This is a genomic window from Halomonas sp. RT37 (assembly GCF_040070525.1).
In the GTDB taxonomy this organism is placed as follows: Bacteria; Pseudomonadota; Gammaproteobacteria; order Pseudomonadales; family Halomonadaceae; genus Halomonas; species Halomonas litopenaei.
Window position 1 is genome coordinate 770,536 of sequence record NZ_CP098827.1, and the last position, 20,145, is coordinate 790,680.

Here is a 20,145-nt window from a genome sequence, read left to right on the forward strand (position 1 = left end):
TTGATTCCATGGATGTACAACTACTTACCTATATATTTGTAGGGGCGTCCTTCGCGCTCTACATCGGTATCGCGATCTGGTCGCGTGCCGGGTCTACCAAGGATTTCTACGTCGCCGGCGGCGGCGTCCACCCTGCCGCCAATGGCATGGCTACCGCGGCAGACTGGATGTCGGCGGCCTCTTTCATCTCCATGGCGGGTCTTATCGCCTATCTGGGTTACGACGCCTCGGTCTACCTGATGGGCTGGACCGGTGGCTACGTCATGCTGGCCATGCTGCTGGCGCCTTACCTGCGCAAGTTCGGCAAGTTCACGGTGCCGGACTTTATCGGTGACCGTTACTACTCGAATATCGCCCGTACCGTGGCGGTCATCTGCGTTATTTTCGTGTCCTTTACCTATGTCGCCGGTCAGATGCGCGGCGTCGGTATCGTCTTCGCCCGTTTCCTCGAAGTCGAGGTCAATCTGGGCGTGGTCATCGGCATGGTCATCGTGTTCTTCTACGCGGTGCTCGGTGGCATGAAGGGCATCACCTACACCCAGGTGGCCCAGTACTGCGTGCTGATCACCGCCTTCATCGTGCCGGCGGTGTTCCTGTCGATCATGATGACCGGCCACGTGCTGCCGCAGACCGGGCTCGGTGCCACCTTCGTCGATGCCGCCGGCAACGACAGCGGCCAGTACATTCTCGATCGTCTCGACGGTCTGCTGACGGATCTGGGCATCACGCCCTACACCGACGGCAGTCAGCCGATGATCAACGTGTTCTTTATCACCGCAGCCCTGATGTGCGGTACCGCGGGTCTGCCCCACGTCATCGTGCGCTTCTTCACCGTGCCGCGGGTGCGTGACGCCCGGGTCAGCGCCGGCTGGGCGCTGGTGTTCATCGCACTGCTCTACACCACCGCTCCGGCGGTCGGCGTGTTCGCCCGCACCAACATTATCGAGACGGTACACGAGACCAGCTACGAAGAGGCACCGGCCTGGTTCAAGAGCTGGGAAGGCGTGGGCCTGATCGGTTGGCTCGACAAGAACGACGACGGTCGTGTGCAGATGGGGCCGGGCGCGCCGTTCGAGGGCAAGCCGACCTTCGAAAGCGGCCCGCTGGAAGAGGAAACTCCCGGCGAGCACGGGCAGCGGGTGGTGACCAATACGCCTACCGACAGCCCCAACGAGGTCTATATCGACCGCGACATCATCGTGCTGGCCAACCCCGAGATCGGCGGCCTGCCGGCCTGGGTGATCGCCTTGATGGCCGCCGGTGGCGTGGCCGCGGCGCTGTCCACCGCAGCCGGTCTGTTGCTGGTGATCTCGGCGGCGGTGTCCCATGACCTGATCAAGAAGCAGATCAATCCCAACCTCAGCGAGAAGGGGGAGCTGCTGGCGGCGCGTAGTGCTGCTGCGGTGGCGGTGGTGGTAGCCGGCTACTTCGGCATCAACCCGCCGGGCTTCGTGGCCCAGGTGGTGGCCTTTGCCTTCGGTCTTGCTGCCTCGTCCTTCTTCCCGGCGATCCTGCTTGGCATCTTCGACAAGCGCATGAACCGCGAAGGGGCCATCGTCGGCATGGTGCTGGGTCTGAGCTTCACTTTCATCTACATCGTCTACACCAAGTTCATCAACACCGATCCTTCGATCTGGTGGTTCGGCATCTCGCCGGAGGGTATCGGTACCCTCGGCATGATCCTCCACTTCGTTGTGGCCTTCGTGGTCTCGCGGGCAACCGCGGCACCGCCGGAGCACATCCAGGAACTGGTGGAGAACGTGCGTGTGCCGAGAGGCGCGGGTGAGGCCCACGCTCACTAGAGCGGGCCATCAGGCAGGGGCGTCGGCCCACCATCCGTCGCCCCTTGCCAGACGACAACACTCCCCGACCCCGGCCTCGCCGGGGTCGGTCATGGAGCAGACATGATCGACATCGACTTCACTCATCCACCGTTTTCATTGCTCGACGAGGCCGAGCGCGAGCGGGTCCTGGGCGGGCTGGATATCGCCTACTACGGGCGGGATGACGTGATCCTCGATGCAGGGCAGTCCGGCGAGTTCGTCTTTGTGATCCACAAGGGCGAAGTCGCCGAACTGGACCCGGCCGAGGGCCCCGCCGGGGGGCGCATCGGCCACTACACAGGGGGCGATCTGTTCGGTGCCATCAGCGTGATCAACGGCCAGAGCCGTTACCGCTTCGTCGCCGAAGAAGAAAGCCTGTGTTACCTGATGCCGCACACCTTGTTTCTGTCGCTGTGCGAGAACAACGCCGCCTTCTCGGACTACTTTCACCAGCGCCTGATCAGCAAGACGCGCTTGCTGGCCGAACGTCGCGCCGAGGGCGGGGTCACCCTGGCCGGATTCATGCTCGCCCGGGTGAACGAGTGCATGCGTGAACCGCTCAAGGTCGGCTCGACGACATGCATTCGCGACGCCGTGCTGACCCTCAAGGACAAGGGCGCCGACAGCCTGCTGGTCGAGACGCCCGATGGTCCTGGCATGCTGACCAAGACCGACCTGCTCGAGGCCCTGGTGCTGGAGGGGTGCGACGGTAATGCCGAGGTCGGTGGCATCGCTCATCTGTCGCTGGTGACGGTGAACGAAAGCCAGTACCTGTTCGAGGCACTGATCGAGATGACCCGCCACAAGGTGGCCAGGGTGGTGGTGCTTCAGGGCCAGCGGCTGATCGGTGTCGTGGAGCTGACCGATGTGCTCAGCTTCTTTTCCAGCCGCAGCTACGTGGTCAGCCTGCAGGTCGAGCAGGCGACGACCCTGGCCTCGCTCAGCGAAGCAAGTCAGCGTGCGCCGGAGCTGGTCGAGGCGCTGATGGCCCAGGGGGTACGCATGCGCTTCGCCATGGGCATGCTGTCGGCGCTCAATGGGCGCATCATCAGCAAGGCCTGGCACTTCTCGATGCCGGCCCCTCAGCGCGAGCGCGCCTGTCTGCTGGTGCTCGGCAGCGAAGGGCGCGGCGAGCAGATCCTGAAGACCGACCAGGACAATGCGCTGATCCTGGCCGATGACCAGCAGTGGGACGAGCTCAGCGCAGATACCGCGCGGTTCACCAGCGTGCTCGACGATCTGGGCTATCCGCGCTGCCCGGGCAACATCATGGTCTCCAACCCCCAGTGGGTCGGCACCCTTGCGCAGTGGCGCGCGCGCATTCGTCGCTGGGTCAGCGAACCCGACGGAGAAAGCCTGATGCGTCTGGCAGTGCTTGCCGACGCCTCGGGGGTGGCCGGTGACTTTGCCCTGGTGGACCGACTCCACGACGTGCTGATCGAAGAAACACGGGGCAATGAACTGTTGCTGACCCATCTGGCGAGGGGGGTGTTGCGGTTCTCGACGCCCTTGACCCTGTTTGGAACGCTGAAGAAGCCCGAGCACGGCGTCGACATCAAGAAGGGTGGCATCTTTCCTATCGTCCATGGTGTTCGCACCATGGCACTGGAGTGCGGGCTGCGCGAGACCTCGACCCACGACCGGCTGGCGGCGCTGGCGTCACTCGGGCGCATCGAGCGGGTGGTGGCGGAGGATCTCGGCGAGGCGTTGTCGCTGTTCTGTGAGCTGCGGCTTCGGGCGCAGCTGGCCTACCGGCGCGACGATGCCCGGGCCACGGACGCCCCGGACAGAGTGGTGGTTCAGTCGCTCAATTCGCTGGAGCGGGACCTGCTGCGCGAGGCGCTGCATCTGGTCAAGGAGTTCAAGGCCAGCCTGTCCCACCGCTATCACCTGGAGTATGCATGAGTGTCGAGGCAGCCCCCCAGGGCAAGCTGCCTTGGCGTCAATGGTTTCGCTTGGGAGAGTACCCGATGCTGAGAGCGATCAGGCGTGTGGCCGACAGGCGTCGGCAGGCCGATGGCGATTTCGCCTGGCTGTTCAATCCCTATACCGGCGATGAGCTGGTGTCCCTGGACTGCGAAACCACCGGTCTGGATACCCGTCATGCGGAGCTGGTGTCCATCGCTGCGGTGCGCATCCGTGACGATCGCGTCTTGACCAGCGAGTCGCTGGACCTGCGGCTCGCGCGTCCTGCCAGTCTGAGTGGTGACTCCATCTGCATCCATCGCCTGCGAGGGGTCGACCTGGAAGGCGGCCTCGAGGTACGCGAGGCCTTGACGACGCTGCTGGAATTTATCGGCAATCGCCCATTGGTCGGCTGGTGTATCGACTTCGACCTGGCCATGCTGGATCGCTACCTGAAGGCGGAGTTTGGCTTCTCGCTGCCCAACGCCACCATCGACGTGGCCCAGCAGTACCGCAAGCGGCTGCGCCGAAGTCACCCGGAAATCGAGGTGCAGCCGACCTTTGAACAATTGGCAGAGCGACTTGGAGTCCCGATCATGGGACGCCATACGGCCCTGGGCGACGCCGTCACCACGGCGCTGATGCATCTGCGCCTGGAGAGCGGGGCACTCACGGCGCCATCGCGCTGACCCGGTGCCGTCATCCGCGCTGACCCGGTGCCGCCCGCACCGGCAACCATTCACCTGCAAGGAGATCCTGTCATGAGTCTGCACGCCATGTTGACCCTTCTCGAGCCCACGCTGCTGGCGCTGGGCCTGGTCTCGGTGCTGGTGGCCTACCTCCAGTACTATCGCCGTACCCGGGACCTGTGGGGCATGGTCAAGTTCTGGGAGAAGCGCCTGACCCTGACCGTGCGCGAGTTTGGCTGGCAACGTGCCGGCATCCTGCTGCTGTTGCTGGGCGTGGTGGTGCGCTATCTGCTGGCGCTGAACGTCGTCTAGGGCTTGTCTGAAAAGTGCCTGCGCTCGGTAATACGGCGTTAAAAATCGGCTGGTGCGCCAGCCCGGTCAAAATGCTCATTTACACCCCGTAAACTGCGCTTTCTCACCGATTTTTGCCTTGTCTAACCTTCGCTCGTCGACTTTTCGGACAGCGCCTAGGGCCTGGCTGACAGGCACTTGCGTTCTTCGACTTGCCAGGCCAGACCAGGCCACGACGCGCAAGAGCGCCACTACGGCGGTGTCGTCCTTGGCGGTTTCCGATGTGCCGCCGACGAAAAGCCCCTGCCGTATTGTCCTCGTCGGGGTAAGCGGTCGCTGACCTCTTCGCCACTAAAGCGTCCGGATGGTAGACTGGCGCCTCTTTCATTTTCAGCCGTGATGTCCCGCTCCCATGTCGCCACAGTCCGCCTCCGCCACCCTGTTCGATCCCCGTACCCCCGAGGATGACCATCTCTCGATCGATGCCGGCGTCAGCCCGGCCGACCCTGCTGCGGGTGGCGATCAGACGGAAGCCCAAGTTCAGGCCAAGGCACGGCGTGAATTCAACAAGCTGCAGAAGCGCCTGCGCCGCCAGGCCGGCAACGCCATCATCGACTACGGCATGATCCAGGAAGGCGACAAGATCATGGTGTGTCTGTCTGGTGGCAAGGACAGCTACACCATGCTCGAGATCCTGCGCAGCCTTCAGCGCAACGCGCCGGTCAACTTCTCGCTGGTGGCGGTGAATCTGGATCAGAAGCAGCCGGGCTTTCCGGAGCATGTGCTGCCGAACTATCTGGACAGCATCGGCGTGGACTACCACATCCTCGAGCGCGACACCTATTCGGTGGTGAAGGAGAAGACGCCGGAGGGCAAGACCACCTGCGCGCTCTGCTCACGCCTGCGGCGCGGCTCTCTCTATGGCTTCGCCGAGGAGATCGGGGCGACCAAGATCGCTCTGGGCCACCACCGCGAGGACATTCTCGAGACGCTGTTTCTGAACATGTTCTTCGGTGGCAGCCTCAAGGCGATGCCGCCCAAGCTGCTCTCCGACGACGGCAAGAACATCGTCATCCGTCCGCTGGCGTACTGCCGCGAGGCCGATATCCAGGCCTACAGCGAGGCGATGGAGTTCCCGATCATCCCGTGCAACCTGTGTGGTTCCCAGCCCAACCTGCAGCGCCAGGTGGTCAAGGAGATGCTGGCCGAGTGGGAGGTCAAGCATCCCGGGCGCCTCGAGAGCATGTTCAAGGCGGTGACCAATGTGGCGCCGTCGCAGCTGGCGGATCGGCAACTGTTCGACTTCGAGGGGCTGGAGGCCGTACAGGCCGAACGCCAGGCCCGGCGCATCGACGTGGTGGATGCCGGCTGATCTCGCCAGCAGCGAATGTGCATGATGCCATGACAGCGAAAGAGGCCGCATCTCCGGATGCGGCCTCTTTCTTGTCACACGCCATCTATTACGCTTTGCTTTCCAGATCCTGGATACCGGGCCCTGCCGGCCAAGCCCGGCACACTGCCGCCAGGCCCGCTCAGGTAACTTCGGTGTCGGCCAGGGTCGACAGCGCGGTCAGGTCGAGGATATTGACCTCACGTCCCGATACCGCCACCAGATCCTGCTGCTGGAAACGCCCGAGGATACGGCTGACCGTTTCCACCGCCAGCCCCAGGTGATTGCCGATGTCGGCGCGGGACATGGACAGGCGGAAGCTGAACGGTGAATAGCCGCGGCGGCGGAAGCGGTCCGACAAGCCGAGGAAGAAGCAGGCCAGGCGCTGATCGGCGGTCTTGCGTGACAGCAGCTGCATCATCCGGCGGTCTTCTCGCAGCTCCTTGCTCAGGGTGCGAAACAGCTGGGCACGCAGCTCCGGTAGGGTCTGGGTCAGCGCATCGAGGCGGTCGAAGGGAATCTCGCACACCGTGGTGGTCTCCAGCGCCACCACGCTGCCGGGATAGCGGCCGTCGTCGATGCCATCCAGGCCAACCAGTTCACTGGGCAGGAAGAAGTTGGTCAACTGAGCTTCGCCGCTGCCTTCGGTGGTGATCTGCTTGAGACTCCCCGATCGGACCGCGAAGACGCTGGTGAAGCGATCTCCCTGCTCGACCAATCGTGTGCCTTTCTTGATCGGCGGGTGACGACGGATGATGGAATCGAAGCGCTCGAGGTCGGCGGTCTCCAGCGACAGCGGAAGGCACAAGGAACTCAGGCTGCAGGACTCACAGCGAGTCTCATGCAGCATGGGACGCCGCCGATCTTGGGCCGTAGGACTCATTCGCAGCTCCTGTGGATCTGGGATCGATATTGACTGGGCCATGGGGAGAACAGACGTCGCCCGTACAGCACGTTGATGGCACTATTCTACACCCTCAGATCAGCTAAAAGTGGCGTCTACCTCTTTAGGATTAATAACTTAGAGGTAGGATGCGTCATTGATGCAGCCCAGTCCAAAGTTGCCAGACGGCAAAGGCGATGATCATGCCAGCGGCGACAAGGCGTGTTGCCCGATGCGCCAGCAGGGCCTGCATTTGTCTGGCGGCGAGGCCCGTCACCACCAGCGCCGGAAGCGTGCCAAGACCGAAGCTCGCCATTAGCAGTGCGCCCTCGAGGGGCTCGGCCCGTGCCAGGCTCCAGGCCAGCATCGAGTACACCAGGCCACAGGGCAGCCAGCCCCAGATGGCGCCCAGCGCCACCGCCTGGGGCAGACGCACCACCGGCAACAGGCGTCTGCCTGCGGGTTCCAGGTACCTCCAGAGGTGACGTCCCAGTGCCTCGACGTGACGCAGGCCTTTCCATAGATCGGCAATGTAAAGCGCCATCAGGATCAACATCAGGCTGGCGACGATCTGCATCAGGCCACGCAGGGTCGGCGAAAGGCCGATCACCGAACCCAGGGTGGCAACCAGAGCGCCCGCCACACAGTAGCTAGTGATACGACCTACATTGTAGCCGAGCACAAGTGTGCTCACCCGCCAAGGTTGACGCATGCTGGGGGGGATGGCAAAGGTCAGGGCGCTCATGATACCGCCGCACATGCCAATACAGTGTGCACCGCCGAGCAGGCCAAACACGAAGGCCGCCATCATGGGGGGCAGTTCCAGGCCGGTAGGGTTCACTCAGGCCCTCTGGACGATGGATCACGCTCGGATGTCTGCGCAGGCGTTTCGGAAGAGGAAGCGCCGTCATCGGCACCGCGAGTGTCGTCCTCATCCTCGAACAGGATGCGATAGGCGGGGCCTTCGAGGTCCTCGAACTGGTCGTTGCGCACCGCCCAGAAGAAGGCCCAGACCGCCAGGCCCAGCAGGATCAACGACAAGGGTATCAACAGGTAAAGGATGCTCATGGGCCGGGGCTTGCGGTGACGGGTGAAGGCGTCGCGGTCGGCCTGGTGCGTCCGCGCCGCAGACGCAGGGCATTGCCGATGACCAGCAACGAGCTGAGTGACATGCCGATGGCGGCAAGCCATGGGGGCACGAAGCCCAGAGCCGCTGCGGGCAGCGCCACGACATTGTAGAGCACCGACCAGGACAGATTCTGGCGAATGATGCGACGGGTCTGGCGGGCCACCTCGATGGCTTCGACGATACCCGTGAGCGGTTCGCCCAGCAATACCAGATCGGCGCGGGTGCGGGTGAGGTCGCTGGCCCCGGCCATGGCGAGGGCAAGGTCGGCGCCCGCCAGTACCGGCACGTCATTGATGCCATCACCGACCATGGCCACCTTTTCGCCCTGCGCCTGCCGCGCCTTCAAGTGCCCGAGCTTGTCCTCGGGGGAGGCCTCGCCACGCCACTGATCGACGCCCAGCGTGCGGGCCAGCTGGCCAACGTTGACGGCGCGGTCGCCCGACAGGATCTCGATGGCAAGCCCCCGCTGGGCGAGGGCGGCGAGGGTCTCGGCGGCGTCGTCACGGGGCTGATCGTCGAGCTTGAACCAGGCCTGGGGCTTGCCTTCGCAGGCCAGCAGCAGCCAAAGCCCTGCGCCAGGGAGCTCAGTAGCGGGTTGGCCCAGGCAGGCAAAACGCGGCTGGCCCAGTCGCCAGCGCCGGCCGTCGATCACGCCTTCCACGCCCTGACCCGGGTGATTGCGCAGTTCGCTGGCCTGGCAGCTGGCGTCGCGCCAGGCAGCGAAGGCACGGGCGATGGGGTGCTCCGAGCCGGTCTCCAGTGCCGCCGCCAGGGCCAGATGCCGGCGCTTGGTGGCAGGGTCCATCTCGCCATTGTTGGCGCTTCCTTCGGCGTCGCTCAGCGGCCGGTGTTCGGCGAGTTGCATGCGACCCCGGGTCAGGGTGCCGGTCTTGTCGAAGACGACGCGATCGAGGCAGGCCAGGGTCTCCAGCGCATCGGCTCGGGTCACCAGTACCCCGGCACGTCTCAGCCGGCCGTGGGCCACGGTCAGGGCTGTGGGGGTCGCCAGCGCCAGGGCGCAGGGGCAGGTCACCACCAGTACCGACAGGGTGATCCACAGGCTGCGGCTAGGATCGATCAGGCTCCAGACCAGCGCCACCAGGGCGGTGATGACCAGCAGGTTCAACACGAAGCGATGGGCCACCTGCTCGGCCAGGCGGGCGATACGTGGACGATGGGCGAAGGCACGGTCGGTGAGATCGAGAATGCCGGCGGCGCGGGTGTCGTCGCCGACGCGGGTGACCATCACTTCGATCGGGCTGTCCATGCACAGGGTACCTGCGTGCACGGTATCTCCCTGGCGACGCAGGCAGGGCAGCGATTCGCCGGTCAGCAGCGACTCGTCGATCTGGGCCAGGCCCGAGGTCAGGTTGCCGTCCGCGGGGATCTGGGCGCCGGGGCTGACCCGAACCCGGTCACCCGGGACCAGCCGACTGGCGGGGATGACGCGTTCATCGCCATGCTCGTCGAGGCGCACCGCGGCACTCGGCAGCGCGCTGGCCATGGCATTGCCGCTACGGCCGTAGTGGGTACGGGCGCGAGACTCCAGGTAGCGTCCGAACAGCAGGAAGAAGGTGAACATGCTGACCGAGTCGAAGTAGCGATCACCGGAGTCGCTCACGACCGACCAGGTGCTGGCGACGAAGGCCCCACCGATGGCCAGGGCCACCGGCACATCCATGCCCAGCACGCGGGTTCGCAGATCGCGCAGGGCGCCGACGAAGAAGGGTTGGGCCGAGTACAGTACCACCGGAGTGGTCAGCGCCAGCGATAGCCAGGCAAACAGACGCTCGAACTCGCTACTGAGATCACCGCCGTCGACGTAGTGCGGGATGGAAAACATCAGCACCTGCATCATGCCGACGGCCGCCACGATCAGGCGTCTTATCATCTGGCGCGACTGTTGCTTGAGCCGCTGCTGAGCCTGGTCCGGCTCGTAGGGCTGGGAGGGATAGCCGATGGCGGCCATCTCGGCCAGCAGGCGCGACAGCGACAGGCGTTCGGGATCCCAGCGCACCTGAAGGCGATGCTGGGAAAGATTGACAGCGCAGCTCTCCAGGCCGTCGAGGGCATTCAGGCGGTGTTCGATCAGCCAGGCGCAGGCGGCGCAGGTGATGCCATCCACCGCCAGGGTCGCTACCTTGGTGTCGCCATCCTGACGCACGAAACGATCCTGCAGGCCCGGATCGTCGAATACCTGATAGCGGGCCTCGTCGGCGGGTGTCGGCGATGGGCGCTCCGGCAGGGCGGTGCGAAAGCGATAGTAGCTGTCCAGGCCGCCGCCGACGATGGCCTGGGCCACCGCCTCGCAGCCCGGGCAGCACAGCGGATGGCGCTGGCCATCCAGGGTGATCGACCAGGGTGCTGTGGCCTCCACCGGGGCGCCACAGTGGTAGCACGAGGCCGCCATCAGAGTCCCGGTGTCAGGCGCACGGAGGTCTCCCGCGGGAACTCTGCCTCGCCGGTCAGGCGCCATTCAGGCTGTCCTGACGCGCCTTCTGCGTGGGGCTGCAGCTGAAGGTACCAGCGATAGCGCAGATTGCGCTCGAGGGTGCCGACATAGTGGCCTGCACGGGTGTGGGTCAGCACCAGTGCCCGGTCGCGGGCGCCATCGGTGGGGAACTTCAGCGCCAGATCCAGCCGCTCTGGGCGTTCGTCGCCATCGAGCGTTACCACCACGTCGCCGGTGGTGGCGTCGATGCGCAGCTCGGCCGCCAGCCCCAGCGCCTCGGCACGTTGCTGCTTTTCGAGCTGGACGTTGATGGCCAGACCTTCCTTGTAGTAATCGTCCGGCACCGAACCGTCGAAGTAGCGGATCGAGAAGGCCAGGTAGACCATGCTGAAGGTGACCGACGACAGCAGCAGGGCGATCAGGAACCAGGGCCAGAACTGCTTGTACCAGGGCGGCACCTGGGGATCGGACAGGGACATCAGGGGGTAACTCCTATAAAGCGGCTTTCACGTTCGATGGCCACGGACGGATCGTCCTCGGCGAGGACGCGAACGCTGATATCGGCACTGCGTTGTTCCATCTGATCAGGATTCACGCTCAAGGTCATCACCAGTTGGCGGGACTGGTTGGCGGGAACCTCGATGGCGGTGGTGTCGCTCTCGAGACCCTCGATGCCGGCTACCTCGATCACGTAGCGATGAGGGCGGTTGTCGAGGTTACGCACGGTCATGGCGTAGGAGTTGGCGATGCGTCCATCGGTCAGTGTCTGGTAGAGCCGAGCGCGATCGCGCTCCACATCCACATCCAGCGGTGTGCGGTCGGCGATGGTCCAGACGAACAGGCCGATCATCACCACCAGGGCGACCAGGTAGCCGATCAGGCGTGGTCTCAACAGGTGGGTCTTGTTGCCGTCGAGGGCGTGCTCGGTAGTGTAACGCACCAGGCCACGGGGGTAGCCCATCTTGTCCATGACGCTGTCGCAGGCGTCGATGCAGGCGGCGCAGGTGATGCACTGGTACTGCAGACCGTCGCGGATGTCGATGCCGGTCGGGCAGACCTGAACACAGAGGTCGCAGTCGATGCAGTGGCCAAGGCCCTGCTCTGCCGGGTCGGCGTTGCGCTTGCGCGGGCCGCGAGGCTCCCCGCGGTGGTAGTCGTAGGACACGATCAGGGTGTCGCGATCGAACATCACCGACTGGAAGCGGGCGTAGGGGCACATGTACAGGCAGACCTGCTCGCGCAGCCAACCGGCGTTCAGGTAGGTGAAGACGATAAAGAAGCCGACCCAGAAATAGGACCAGCCGCTGGCCGAGAGGGTGGCAAGGTCCGTCATTAGGCCACCGATCGGGGTGAAGTAACCGACAAAGGTGATGCCGGTGGCCGCCGAGATGATCAGCCAGATGGCGTGCTTGGCACTCTTGCGCCAGGCCTTGTCGGCGTCCCAGGAGCGTTTGTCGAGCTTGATGCGACGATTGCGCGGCCCCTCGATACGGTGCTCGACCCAGATGAACAGGAAGGTCCAGACGCTCTGGGGGCAGGTGTAGCCGCACCATACTCGACCGGCAAAGACGGTGATGAAGAACAGGCCGAAGGCGCAGATGATCAAAAGCCAGGACAGCAGCACGAATTCCTGGGGGTAGAAGGTGGCGGCGAAGATATGAAATTCGCGCCCCGGCAGATCAAACCAGACCGCCGGTCGATCACCCCAGGGAATCCAGGGCAGCAGCAGAAAACCGAGCATCAGCGCCCAGTTGGCGACCCGACGGACACGCTGGAACACGCCTTTGATCTCGCGTACGTAGATGTGCCGGCGGCTCTCGTACATGCTCTGGCTGTCGGGGGAATGGTGCGACACCGCAGGGTCGGTGACGTCGTGGGCAGGGATCTTGTCGCTCATGGCAGACTCACATCGCGTCGATGGGGCCGAAGCCCCAGTCTAGCGATTGACGGGTAGGTGGGTGGCGAGTGCGGCCAAGCGCCGCACTCGCCGCGGGAGCGATCCCGCTGGGGTCACTACTGACTCTTCTGGTCTTGATTCTGGCTCAGACCATAGACATAGGCGGCGACCAGGTGGACCCGCTCCTCGCCGATGTAGGCGGCCTGCGCCGGCATATGGCCATTGCGGCCGTTGCGCAGCGTCTGACGCACGGAGTCGGCCAGGCTCTGGCCCGGTGCCTGGTACAGCCAGCTGTCGTCGGTCAGATTGGGCGCGCCCAGCGCCTGGTTGCCGGTACCGTCAGGCATATGGCAGGCGGCACATACCGAGGTGAAGACGGCGCCGCCTTTTTCGGCACGTTCGGCGTCCTCGGCCTGGCCGGACAGCGACAGCACATGCTGGGTCAGGTTCTCGATATTGTCCGCGCCGAGCTGCTGCCATGACGGCATCAGGCCATTGCGTCCGTTGTTGATGGTGGTGACGATGTGCTCGGGCTCGCCGCCGTAGAGCCAGTCGTCGTCGGTCAGATTGGGGAAGCCGTAGCCGCCCTTGGCGTTGGAACCGTGGCAGATGGCGCAGTTGTTGAGGAAGATGCGCTCGGCCACCTGCATGGCGTCACCGTCCTGGGCGAGTTCCGGGATGGGTACCTGCTGGTACTTCTCGAAGATCGGTGCAAAGCGCTCTTCGGCCTGGGCGACCTCTTCCTCCCACTGACCTTCCTGGCTCCAGCCCAGCACACCGGCGAAGTTGCCGAGGCCCGGATACAGCACCAGATAGCCCAGGGAGAAGATCACCGTGGCAACGTAAAGCTGAAACCACCAGCGAGGCAGCGGGTTGTCGTATTCGTCGATACCGTCGGCGGTGTGGCCGGTGGTCTCGACGGTGCCGTCGGCGTCAGGGCGCTTGTCGGTCTTGCGGTTGGCCCACAGAAGCCAGAACGCAAAGCCGATGGTGCCGAGCGTGATGACGATGATCCAGGCACTCCAGAAGCCTGAGAGGGCATCACCCCAAAGCGTATTCATGTGTTCTTCTCTCCCCTGTCCTCTCGGGAATCGGCCTGTCGCTCGGCCGTGCGGTCACGATTCGGTTGTTCGTCGTCGTCGGCGAACGGCAGCTGCGCCGCCTGATCGAACTCGCGCTTGCGGCGGCTCGAGTAGGCCCAGGCCACCAGGCCCAGGAAGGCGATCAGCAGGATGCCGGTCAAGATGCCGCGAAAGGTTCCGATATCCATGGTTACGGGCTCTTCGCCGAGCTGGGCAACACCGTGCCAAGCTGCTGCAGGTAGGCGACCAGGGCGGTGATTTCACGCTCACCGCGGACCTCGCTGGTGGCGTTGGCGATCTGCTCGTCGGTGTAAGGCACGCCCAGTTTCTGAAGGGTGCGCATCTTGGCCGGGGTGTCCTCGCCGTCCAGGGTGTTCTCGAACAGCCAGGGGTAGGCCGGCATCACCGATTCCGGCACCACGTCCCGCGGGTTGTAGAGGTGGGCACGATGCCAGTCGTCACTGTAGCGACCGCCGACGCGGGCCAGGTCCGGGCCGGTGCGCTTGGACCCCCACAGGAAGTTGTGCTCGTAGACGGATTCACCGGCCACACTGTAGTGGCCATAGCGCTCGGTCTCGGCACGGAAGGGGCGAATCATCTGCGAATGACAGCCGACGCAGCCTTCGCGGCGATAGATGTCCCGGCCTTCCAGTTCCAGCGCGGACAGCGGCTCGAGGCCCTCGACCGGCTCCGTGGTCTGCTTCTGGAAGAACAGCGGTACGATCTCGGCCAGGCCACCGAAGCTGATTACCACCAGCACCAGCACCGCCATCAAACCGATGTTCTTTTCTATGATCTCGTGTTTCATGTCAGTCTCGGTCCTTCGTTGACTCAGGCGGTCTGGGGCAGGGGCGCGCCGCGCTTGGCGGAACCCTTGACGGTCATGGCCACGTTGACGGCCATGATCAGCATGCCGGTCACCCAGAAAAGGCCACCGATCAGGCGCACGATATAGCCGGGGCCGCTGGCCTCGACGGTCTCGACGAAGGTGTACATCAAGGTGCCGTCTTCGTTGATGGCGCGCCACATCAGGCCCTGCAGGATGCCGTTGACCCACATCGCGGCGATGTACAGCACGGTGCCGATGGTGGCCAGCCAGAAGTGCACCGCCACCAGCTTGACGGAGTACATCTCGGTGTGACCGAACAGGCGTGGAATCAGGTGGTACATCGAGCCGATGGTGATCATCGCGACCCAGCCGAGGGCGCCGGCGTGGACGTGACCGATGGTCCAGTCGGTGTAGTGGGACAGGGCGTTGACGGTCTTCACCGCCATCATCGGGCCTTCGAAGGTCGACATGCCGTAGAACGACAACGCGACGACGAGAAAGCGCAGGGTCGGGTCGGTTCGCAGCTTATGCCAGGCCCCGGAGAGGGTCATCATGCCGTTGATCATGCCGCCCCAGGAGGGCGCCAGCAGAATGATCGACATCACCATGCCCAGCGACTGCGCCCAGTTCGGCAGGGCGGTGTAGTGCAGGTGGTGGGGGCCGGCCCACATGTAGACCATGATCAGCGCCCAGAAGTGGACGATGGACAGGCGGTAGGAGTAGACCGGGCGCTCGGCTTGCTTGGGCACAAAGTAATACATCATGCCGAGGAAGCCGGCGGTCAGGAAGAAGCCTACCGCGTTGTGGCCGTACCACCACTGCACCATGGCGTCGATGGCGCCGGAGTAGATGGAGATGGAGTAGGTGGCGGTGACCGGAAGGGCCGCGCTGTTGACGATGTGCAGTACGGCAACGGTCAGGATGAAGGCGGCGAAGAACCAGTTGGCCACGTAGATGTGGGAGGTCTTGCGGACCTTGATGGTGCCGAGGAAGACGGCTGCGTAGGTAACCCACACCACCGCGAGCAGAATGTCGATGGGCCATTCCAGCTCGGCGTATTCCTTGACCTCGGTGAGGCCCAGCGGCAGGGTGACGACCGCGCACAGGATGACCGCCTGGTAGCCCCAGAAGGTAAAGGCGGCCAGCTTGTCGCTGATCAGCCTCACCTGGCAGGTGCGCTGGACGACGTAGTAGGACGTCGCGAACAGGGCGGAGCCGCCGAAGGCGAAGATGACCGCATTGGTATGCAGCGGGCGAAGCCGACCGAAGCTTGTCCAGGGCAAGCCAAGGTTGAGTTCCGGCCAGACCAGTTGGGCGGCGAGAATCACACCGAGGGTCATGCCCACGATGCCCCACACCACCGTCATGATCGCGAACTGCCGGACCACCTTGTAGTTGTAGGTCGGATGTTCAAATGCTGTGCTCATGATCAGTTTCCCATCGATCGCGTAAAGGGGACGATCCCCCGGCCATAGTGCCTGCCCGGCAATTGCCTCAGAATGATGCAGATCAACAACCACTCAGAATTCTAGCCCAGCCTGGCAGTGAGAAGAACTTAGCCTCTGGTGGCAGTGAACTTTGGAAACTTTGCCGTGTCACAACTCGTTTTACCCGACGCTTTTACTCAGGAATTCAGCCAGGCACTCGCCGCCGGGCACCGTGGCGAGTGGCAGGTGCCCGACCTGGCGCCGGTGATCCTGGAGGGACCACCTTGCCGAGACGTGTTGTTGCTGGCGCATGGGGCCGGTGCCGGACACGATTCACCCTTTTTGCTTGAATGGCGCGCGGCGCTGGCCCGGGCCGGCGTACAGACGCTGTCATTCGAGTTTGCCTATCTGCGCGAGATGCGTGCGGCGGGGCGTCGGCGGCCGCCGCCCAGGGTGGCTCGGCTGGTGGAGGAAATGCGCCTCTGGCGTGACGTTTTGTCGCAGATGGTGCCAGGGGCGCTGTGGCTCGGCGGCAAGTCCATGGGCGGGCGGGTGGCCAGTCTGCTGGCCGCCGAGGACGGTGCACCGGGGCTGGTGCTGGCTGGCTACCCCTTTCATCCCGTGGGCAAGCCCGAGCGCCTGCGGCTGGATCACTGGCCGTCGCTGGCTTGCCCTCTGGTGGTGCTGCAGGGTACCCGGGACCCTTTCGGTACTCGAGACGAGGTGGCGGGCTATGAGTTGCCGGCGCATGCGCGTCTTGAATGGCTCGAGGATGGTGACCACGACTGGTCGCCGCGGCGCTTGAGTGGACTGTCGCGTCAGGACCTGATGGCTAAGGCGGCGCGCGCTACCGCGGACGCCATGGGCAAGTCGTGAGCGCTTCTTTCTGCAAGGGTGGATATCACGGCGCTGTGGCGCCAGCCCTTGCGCCGTCTGGCTTTCGGCCCAAGTCGATGAATGCACGGGCAAAAGTCGGGACAAAAAAAACGAGAAAGATGCGTGGAGCGCGTTGACATCCCCCGGATGTTCTGTAGAATGCAGCGCCACGTGACCAGGGGTGGTTAGCTCAGCTGGGAGAGCACCAGCCTTACAAGCTGGGGGTCACAGGTTCGAACCCTGTACCACCCACCATCATGAAAATGATGGATGGACACGTAGAGTAGAGAGCGCTGGACCGGTAGTTCAGTTGGTTAGAATGCCGGCCTGTCACGCCGGAGGTCGCGGGTTCGAGTCCCGTCCGGTCCGCCAGCGTCTCTTCTCGAATTGGTCATCATTGCGGACCGGTAGTTCAGTTGGTTAGAATGCCGGCCTGTCACGCCGGAGGTCGCGGGTTCGAGTCCCGTCCGGTCCGCCACGATGACAAGCCAAAGACGACGTCTTCAGGAAACTCGAGACATCGCACCGTGTGAAATAACGTGGGTGATTAGCTCAGTTGGTTAGAGCACCAGCCTCACATGCTGGGGGTCACTGGTTCGAATCCGGTATCACCCACCACGCGGACCGGTAGTTCAGTTGGTTAGAATGCCGGCCTGTCACGCCGGAGGTCGCGGGTTCGAGTCCCGTCCGGTCCGCCAGTTTCACTCGATCCAGTTCGCTGGAAAAGTCCGGTCCTGTTACCGGCGCTTATTTCGGAAGGCCCCGCTGCTACGCAGCGGGGCCTTTTTCGTGTGCGTCAGGTCAGCGGTGGTGGACGAGGGTTGACTGGAGGGCTATCCAGAGAGCTGTTCCAGGAGGGCGATTCCAGGGGCTATTTTAGGAGCTGTTTCAGGAGCTCTTTCAAGAGCTCTTTCAAGAGCTCTTTCAAGAGCTATCCCCGGAGCTGGCCAGAAAGAAACCTTTGCCCGACGATGCGTTTTGCGCGCATTTTCATCGAGGGGGGTGGCAGAGGGTGGACTGCTATCATACAGTTGTTTGAAATTGGTCGATGAGTGGCGCCAATTGTGTGAGCGCGCCATCCGACACCGCCAACAACAACGCGCAGCCTGTGCTGCGAAGGACCGCCCCGTGACCGCCTATCCCCAGCTCTTCACTCCCTTGCGCCTGGGCCATCTGAGCCTGCCCAATCGTGTGCTGATGGGCTCCATGCATACCAACCTGGAAGAAGCACCGCGCGGCTTCGAGCGTCTGGCCGCCTTCTACGCCGAGCGCGCCCGCGAGGGAGTGGCGCTGATTGTGACCGGCGGCATCGCCCCCAACGCCGAAGGCGCCGTCTTCCAGGGGGCCTCGCAGTTGACCAGCGAGGACCAGCTCGAGGGACACCGTCAGGTCGTCGAGGCGGTGCACGCCGAGGGCGGACGCATCTGCATGCAGATCCTGCACGCTGGGCGCTACGCCTATTCGCCGGAGCTGGTGGCGCCGTCGGCGATCCAGGCGCCGATCAATCCCTTCGTGCCGCGTGAGCTTACTGACGAGGATGTGGAGCGGCAGATCGACGACTACGTGCGCTGCGCGCGCCTGGCCCAGCAGGCCGGCTACGATGGCGTCGAGATCATGGGGTCCGAGGGCTACCTGATCAACCAGTTCATCTGTCGGCGCACCAATCAGCGCCAGGATCGCTGGGGCGGCGACTTCGACAATCGCTGTCGCTTTGCGCTGGAGATTTTGCGCCGGGTACGCGCGGCGGTGGGGGATCGCTTTCTGCTGATCTACCGGCTGTCGATGATCGACCTGGTGGAGGACGGCAGCACCCATGACGAGGTCATCGCCCTGGGGCGGGCGGTGGAAGCCGCCGGTGCCGACGTCATCAACACCGGCATCGGCTGGCACGAGGCCAGGGTGCCGACCATCGTCACCAGTGTGCCGCGGGCGGCCTTTACCGAGGTGTCCCGGCGCATGCGCCAGGCGGTGACAATTCCGCTGATCACCACCAACCGCATCAACATGCCCGAGGTGGCCGAGCGGGTGCTCGCCGAGGGCCACGCCGACATGGTCTCCATGGCTCGGCCTCTGCTGGCCGACCCCGCCTGGGTGGCCAAGGCTCGCGGCGACAGGGCAGACGAGATCAACACCTGCATCGCCTGCAACCAGGCCTGCCTCGACCACACCTTCCAGGGCAAGCTGACCTCGTGCCTGGTCAACCCTCGCGCCTGTCACGAGACCGAGCTGTCGCTGGAGCCGGCCGCCACGCCGCAGACGGTGGCGGTGGTAGGGGGCGGTCCTGCTGGACTCGCTACCGCCGTCAGTGCCGCCGAGCGGGGCCACAGGGTCACCCTGTTCGAGCGCCAGGCCAGTCTGGGGGGGCAGTTCAACTTTGCCCGTCGGATACCTGGCAAGGAGGAGTTCGACGAGACGCTGCGCTACTTCCGGGTCATGCTCGACAAGACCGGTGTCGACGTCAGGCTGTCCTGTGAAGCAACGGTGGCTGATCTTGAGGGCTTTGATCATGTGGTGCTGGCCACCGGCGTCCGTCCCCGCCAGCTTCAGTTGCCCGGTGCCGATCATGCCAGTGTGCTGAGCTACGCAGAGGCAATCGAGTCACCCGGGCGGGTCGGGCGGCGGGTCGCCATCATCGGCGCCGGCGGTATCGGCTTTGACGTGGCGGAGTTACTGACCCACGTCGCCCCGGGTGACGACCCCCTGGCCGAGTGGTGTGACGAGTGGGGCGTGGATCTCTCCGTGAGCGCGCCGGGAGGGCTCAAGCCCGCACAGCGTCCCGAGTCACCGCGGGAGGTCTTTCTGCTGCAGCGCAAGAGCTCCAAGCCCGGCAAGGGGCTCGGCACTACCTCTGGCTGGGTGCATCGGGCCTCGCTGCGCCATCGGGGAGTCCAGGCGATACCCGGCTGCGAGTATCAGCGTATCGACGACCAGGGCCTGCATCTGAGCGTTGACGGCGAGGAGCGCACCCTGGCCGTGGACAGTGTGGTGGTGTGTGCCGGGCAGGAGTCGGTGCGTGAGCTGGTAGCGCCACTTGAGGCCGCCGGCGTTCGGGTGTCGATCATCGGTGGGGCGGACAAGGCAGCGGAGCTGGACGCCAAGCGCGCCATCGATCAGGGCGTGCGTCTGGCGGCGTCACTGTAGGATTGTCGACAATAAAATATGCAGATTCGGTAATCCTCAGGAGGTGCGCTGTCGTGCCTCATGAGGACCGGGCAGGTGGCGTCCGGCGCTGGCTTCCCGGCCGTCGGCTACCTCGGCTTTGGTGCCTCTTGACCCTCTTAGGTCGAATTACGTCTGGACAATGAAACGCTTCTGCTGGCATGAGTTCTTATAGGTAAGGACGTTCAGCGTTGAAGATCCGAGCATCGTCATTGGCTAATGCTGTTCTACGCTGAGAGTACCCCCTCGACAAGGGCGATGGCAGGCAAGGGTGGGTGACGTCGTCCAGATCGAGTCCCGGGCATCACAGGAG

Annotated in this window: 17 protein-coding genes and 5 tRNA genes; 12 read left to right on the plus strand and 10 right to left on the minus strand. The window is 64.2% G+C overall.

Features of this window, described 5'->3' with window-relative positions; all coding sequences use genetic code 11:
• Nucleotides 1-8 precede the first annotated feature (8 nt).
• The 5 genes from NFG58_RS03500 (at nt 9) to ttcA (ending at nt 6,080) form a co-directional block, all read left to right on the plus strand.
• Nucleotides 9-1,802, plus strand: a complete 1,794-nt coding sequence (locus NFG58_RS03500; RefSeq protein ID WP_108131315.1) for a sodium:solute symporter family protein — start codon at nt 9-11, stop codon at nt 1,800-1,802.
• 102 nt (nt 1,803-1,904) lie between these two features.
• Entirely contained in the window at nt 1,905-3,728 is a 1,824-nt protein-coding gene (locus NFG58_RS03505) for a DUF294 nucleotidyltransferase-like domain-containing protein (protein ID WP_213228117.1), read from the plus strand.
• Nucleotides 3,725-4,417, plus strand: coding sequence for a 3'-5' exonuclease (locus NFG58_RS03510; RefSeq protein WP_308812406.1), 693 nt, complete (start codon nt 3,725-3,727; stop codon nt 4,415-4,417). The genes NFG58_RS03505 and NFG58_RS03510 overlap by 4 nt, the downstream gene beginning before the upstream one ends.
• Before the next feature lie 72 nt (nt 4,418-4,489).
• Nucleotides 4,490-4,729 carry a hypothetical protein gene (locus NFG58_RS03515; RefSeq protein WP_239452527.1) on the plus strand — a complete coding sequence of 80 codons (240 nt, stop codon included), beginning with the start codon at nt 4,490-4,492 and terminating at the stop codon, nt 4,727-4,729.
• 391 nt (nt 4,730-5,120) lie between these two features.
• On the plus strand, nt 5,121-6,080 hold the full coding sequence (ttcA, locus tag NFG58_RS03520; RefSeq protein WP_231498446.1) for a tRNA 2-thiocytidine(32) synthetase TtcA: 960 nt from the start codon (nt 5,121-5,123) through the stop codon (nt 6,078-6,080).
• A 160-nt stretch (nt 6,081-6,240) separates the two neighbouring features.
• Here the strand turns inward: ttcA and fnr are convergent, their stop codons facing one another.
• The 10 genes from fnr to ccoN form a co-directional block, all read right to left on the minus strand.
• The gene (gene fnr, locus NFG58_RS03525; RefSeq protein ID WP_045992157.1) at nt 6,241-6,981 is read right to left on the minus strand and encodes a fumarate/nitrate reduction transcriptional regulator Fnr; all 741 of its coding nucleotides are present in this window, start codon (nt 6,979-6,981) and stop codon (nt 6,241-6,243) included.
• 154 nt (nt 6,982-7,135) lie between these two features.
• Nucleotides 7,136-7,822 (minus strand): sulfite exporter TauE/SafE family protein, encoded by a 687-nt coding sequence (locus tag NFG58_RS03530; RefSeq protein WP_253029125.1) that lies wholly within the window; start codon nt 7,820-7,822, stop codon nt 7,136-7,138.
• Nucleotides 7,819-8,049 carry a cbb3-type cytochrome oxidase assembly protein CcoS gene (gene ccoS, locus NFG58_RS03535; RefSeq protein ID WP_253029124.1) on the minus strand — a complete coding sequence of 77 codons (231 nt, stop codon included), beginning with the start codon at nt 8,047-8,049 and terminating at the stop codon, nt 7,819-7,821. The genes NFG58_RS03530 and ccoS overlap by 4 nt, the downstream gene beginning before the upstream one ends.
• Nucleotides 8,046-10,520, minus strand: coding sequence for a heavy metal translocating P-type ATPase (locus tag NFG58_RS03540; protein WP_287163153.1), 2,475 nt, complete (start codon nt 10,518-10,520; stop codon nt 8,046-8,048). Before NFG58_RS03540 ends, ccoS begins: the two co-directional genes overlap by 4 nt.
• Nucleotides 10,520-11,041: a FixH family protein gene (locus NFG58_RS03545; protein ID WP_348827614.1), complete on the minus strand. Its 522-nt coding sequence runs from the start codon at nt 11,039-11,041 to the stop codon at nt 10,520-10,522. The genes NFG58_RS03540 and NFG58_RS03545 overlap by 1 nt, the downstream gene beginning before the upstream one ends.
• Nucleotides 11,041-12,459 (minus strand): cytochrome c oxidase accessory protein CcoG, encoded by a 1,419-nt coding sequence (ccoG, locus tag NFG58_RS03550; RefSeq protein WP_287163150.1) that lies wholly within the window; start codon nt 12,457-12,459, stop codon nt 11,041-11,043. Before ccoG ends, NFG58_RS03545 begins: the two co-directional genes overlap by 1 nt.
• Before the next feature lie 116 nt (nt 12,460-12,575).
• Nucleotides 12,576-13,520, minus strand: coding sequence for a cytochrome-c oxidase, cbb3-type subunit III (gene ccoP, locus NFG58_RS03555; protein WP_287163147.1), 945 nt, complete (start codon nt 13,518-13,520; stop codon nt 12,576-12,578).
• Nucleotides 13,517-13,729 (minus strand): CcoQ/FixQ family Cbb3-type cytochrome c oxidase assembly chaperone, encoded by a 213-nt coding sequence (locus tag NFG58_RS03560; protein WP_045992151.1) that lies wholly within the window; start codon nt 13,727-13,729, stop codon nt 13,517-13,519. Before NFG58_RS03560 ends, ccoP begins: the two co-directional genes overlap by 4 nt.
• 2 nt (nt 13,730-13,731) lie before the next feature.
• Entirely contained in the window at nt 13,732-14,349 is a 618-nt protein-coding gene (gene ccoO, locus NFG58_RS03565) for a cytochrome-c oxidase, cbb3-type subunit II (protein ID WP_287163145.1), read from the minus strand.
• 23 nt (nt 14,350-14,372) lie between these two features.
• Nucleotides 14,373-15,797 carry a cytochrome-c oxidase, cbb3-type subunit I gene (ccoN, locus tag NFG58_RS03570; protein ID WP_045992149.1) on the minus strand — a complete coding sequence of 475 codons (1,425 nt, stop codon included), beginning with the start codon at nt 15,795-15,797 and terminating at the stop codon, nt 14,373-14,375.
• Nucleotides 15,798-15,962: 165 nt separating this feature from the next.
• On the opposite strand from ccoN, the gene NFG58_RS03575 reads away from it, so the two are divergent.
• From NFG58_RS03575 to NFG58_RS03605, 7 genes are all read left to right on the plus strand, one after another.
• Entirely contained in the window at nt 15,963-16,673 is a 711-nt protein-coding gene (locus tag NFG58_RS03575; protein ID WP_124802784.1) for an alpha/beta family hydrolase, read from the plus strand.
• Between the two features lie 179 nt (nt 16,674-16,852).
• Nucleotides 16,853-16,928: transfer RNA gene (locus NFG58_RS03580), tRNA-Val, on the plus strand.
• A 40-nt stretch (nt 16,929-16,968) separates the two neighbouring features.
• Nucleotides 16,969-17,045 (plus strand) — tRNA-Asp (locus NFG58_RS03585).
• Nucleotides 17,046-17,074: 29 nt separating this feature from the next.
• A tRNA-Asp gene (locus NFG58_RS03590) sits at nt 17,075-17,151 on the plus strand.
• 63 nt (nt 17,152-17,214) lie between these two features.
• Nucleotides 17,215-17,291 (plus strand) — tRNA-Val (locus tag NFG58_RS03595).
• A gap of 3 nt (nt 17,292-17,294) precedes the next feature.
• A tRNA-Asp gene (locus NFG58_RS03600) sits at nt 17,295-17,371 on the plus strand.
• A gap of 430 nt (nt 17,372-17,801) precedes the next feature.
• A complete protein-coding gene (locus NFG58_RS03605; RefSeq protein WP_287163144.1) occupies nt 17,802-19,814 on the plus strand; it encodes an NADPH-dependent 2,4-dienoyl-CoA reductase in 2,013 nt (670 codons plus the stop codon).
• Nucleotides 19,815-20,145: the final 331 nt, after the last annotated feature.